This window comes from Helicobacter baculiformis, from assembly GCF_900197685.1.
Taxonomy (GTDB): Bacteria; Campylobacterota; Campylobacteria; order Campylobacterales; family Helicobacteraceae; genus Helicobacter; species Helicobacter baculiformis.
In genome coordinates this window covers 1-2,228 of sequence record NZ_FZMF01000031.1, presented here as the reverse complement: position 1 = coordinate 2,228, position 2,228 = coordinate 1, and the positions used below count along the sequence as shown (strand labels likewise).

The 2,228-nt window shown below is 42.8% G+C and carries 2 protein-coding genes; both read left to right on the top strand.

Annotated elements, in window-relative coordinates:
- Positions 1-795 precede the first annotated feature (795 nt).
- Complete coding sequence (locus C6G87_RS05690; protein WP_158653108.1) at positions 796-1,389, top strand: replication protein; 594 nt, start codon at positions 796-798, stop codon at positions 1,387-1,389.
- Between the two features lie 3 nt (positions 1,390-1,392).
- Positions 1,393-1,626 (top strand): hypothetical protein, encoded by a 234-nt coding sequence (locus tag C6G87_RS05685; protein ID WP_104752560.1) that lies wholly within the window; start codon positions 1,393-1,395, stop codon positions 1,624-1,626.
- The last annotated feature ends 602 nt before the right edge of the window (positions 1,627-2,228 follow it).

The following is a 2,228-nucleotide window of genomic DNA, read 5'->3' as shown; positions in this document are numbered from 1 at the left end:
TTGTAGAGGTTTCTAGGTGGGTAAAAATGCTATGTTTAGTTTTGAGTGTCGGAAAAGTTAGTTTGTGAGTGGGTTCGAGAAATGAAGGCTTGATATTCGGGTGTGGCTTGAATAGCGGATCGGACAAAGCTGTTCGTATTCTCCAAGCCCTTTAGAAACGCAAGCATAGGCGCATCGACCTTAATGCCTAGCGACTTGTTGATTGGCACGGCTACCCGTTTCTCTCCCCGTTTGCGTCCTCGTTTTCTTGCTTTTTGCGTCTCAAGCATTTTCAACCTCCGCTATGGTGTCAAATTTTCTTGTCTGGGATTATAACCGGGGGTGCTGAAAATCTTATTAAGTTAAGGTGTGAAAATTCTTAAACCCATTGGGGGGCTACTACGACCCCCCCAATGGGTGCATTGTGCATCGTGCATTTTCGCATTTGGGTTTGTGTGTTTTCTTAAACGAAAAACGACCCATTTACCGCCATTTTGGCAAGGGGTGTAAGGGGGGTTCAAGGGGGTTCGCCCCCTTGCAAGCATACGAGTAGCGGTAGCTACGAAGTATGCTTGCCATTGCTTGCCCTGCGCGTTAGCGCGGGCAAGAGTAATAAGGGCAAAGCGATAGCATTTGCCCCTACCGATGCCACTGCTTAGACCATTAGACCGATGGCAATGGCTGATCTAATTTTTAAGCGGTTTTTAAGGTGAAACCTTAAGTCAATAATGAGAATAGATTTTTTAAGGTTTCTTTTTAAATTTAAATGCTATTATGCGACCGCAATTTTTGCAGATTTGCAGAAAGGATACGAAAATGAAAAAGGAAGTTAGGAAACGATATTGGGCTTTTATTGCCTACCCCGATAGTGTGCCTCAAAATTGGCTAGAGCTTTTGCAAGGAACGGGCTTGATGATGGCTATTAGCCCCTTGCACGATAGCGACATGAACGCCGATGAGACGCAAAAGAAGCCGCATTGGCATGTATTGCTTGCTTACAAAGGACCGACAAGTTATAAGCCCGTGTTGAGAGTAGCGGAGCTCATCAATGCGACTGCTCCGCAACCGTTAGAAAGCATCAAGGGGTATTACCGCTATTTGACGCATGCAGATAACCCCGAGAAGGCGCAGTATAGCACAAAGGACATTAAACACCTCAACGGCTTTAGTGTCCGTGATTTCTTGGAGATGACAAAAGGGGAAGCTTTGGAAGCTAAGAAGCAGATTTTGCAGATTATCAAGGAGAAAAACCTAACGGAATATTGCGATCTGATTGAGCTGTTACAAGACAATGATGACTTGCTAGATTTTGCGAGCAATCACACGCTTTTTTTTGATGCATTTTTGCGTTCTAGGCGGTGGAAAATATCACACCCAGAAACGGGAAATTTTTTAGATGAAAAGGAGTAAAAAATGTGGCGACCTATGCGGACATTGCAAATCAATTTGCCTGAAGATTTTTGCGAAGTTTTAGAACTCATTTTGAACAATGATTTCACAAATGCAAACGACATTGAAGAGCTTTGCGAAAAAATCATTAAGGGCAGTGTCTGTTACAAGTGTGGAATAGGGGAAGGCATAGAAGGCGTGCCCTTATGCAAAGCTTGCCAAAGGGAACAAGAACAAGCCCCTACGGCGATTGAGTAGCAAATGACCACAGCGAACTTGTGAGCGTTACCTTTAGGTAGTGGTGAATTTGCGCAAACTCACCACCTGCAAGCAGGACACTGCGCTAAGCTTGTTTGGTGTGTTTGCTCTGCGAGGCTAAGATATTTCAAATCCTTAACTCTTACCGCTCATACTAACCGCTTTTCTTTCACAAAATTTTTTGATTTGCCATTGCTGTTTTTTAGCAAAAATTTTTCAACGTATTGCACTAAATTTTTCACACTTCTAAAGCCAAAAAAGCCGTTCAATCTTCCGTAAAATTTTTCACATTGTTTTCAGCATCTTTTTATCCAAAAACGCAATCCGTTTCGTTAAAAAATCCGTTCGCTTTTTTCTTGCCAAAGATAACAAATTTTTTCACTTCAAAAGCCCTCATGAGTCGTGCAAAAACCCGAGTCGTTTTGCTTGTCTAGAGTGAGCTAAAATCTGTCCCCCTTATTCAAACCGTTGCCAAGCAGATCACCTAAATTCACAGAAACCCCCAAAAATAGGGCATATAGCGTTTCTTTGCACCAAAATTAACGAGAAACGAAACAAAGCCAATCTAATACCACCATAGCACCCCCCCCCTAAAGTGTCTA

Excerpts from the sequence above, each read along its gene's own strand:
- C6G87_RS05685 (WP_104752560.1), top strand. The coding sequence starts at position 1,393 with ATGTGGCGACCTATGCGGACATTGCAAATCAATTTGCCTGAAGATTTT.
- C6G87_RS05690 (WP_158653108.1), top strand. The coding sequence starts at position 796 with ATGAAAAAGGAAGTTAGGAAACGATATTGGGCTTTTATTGCCTACCCC.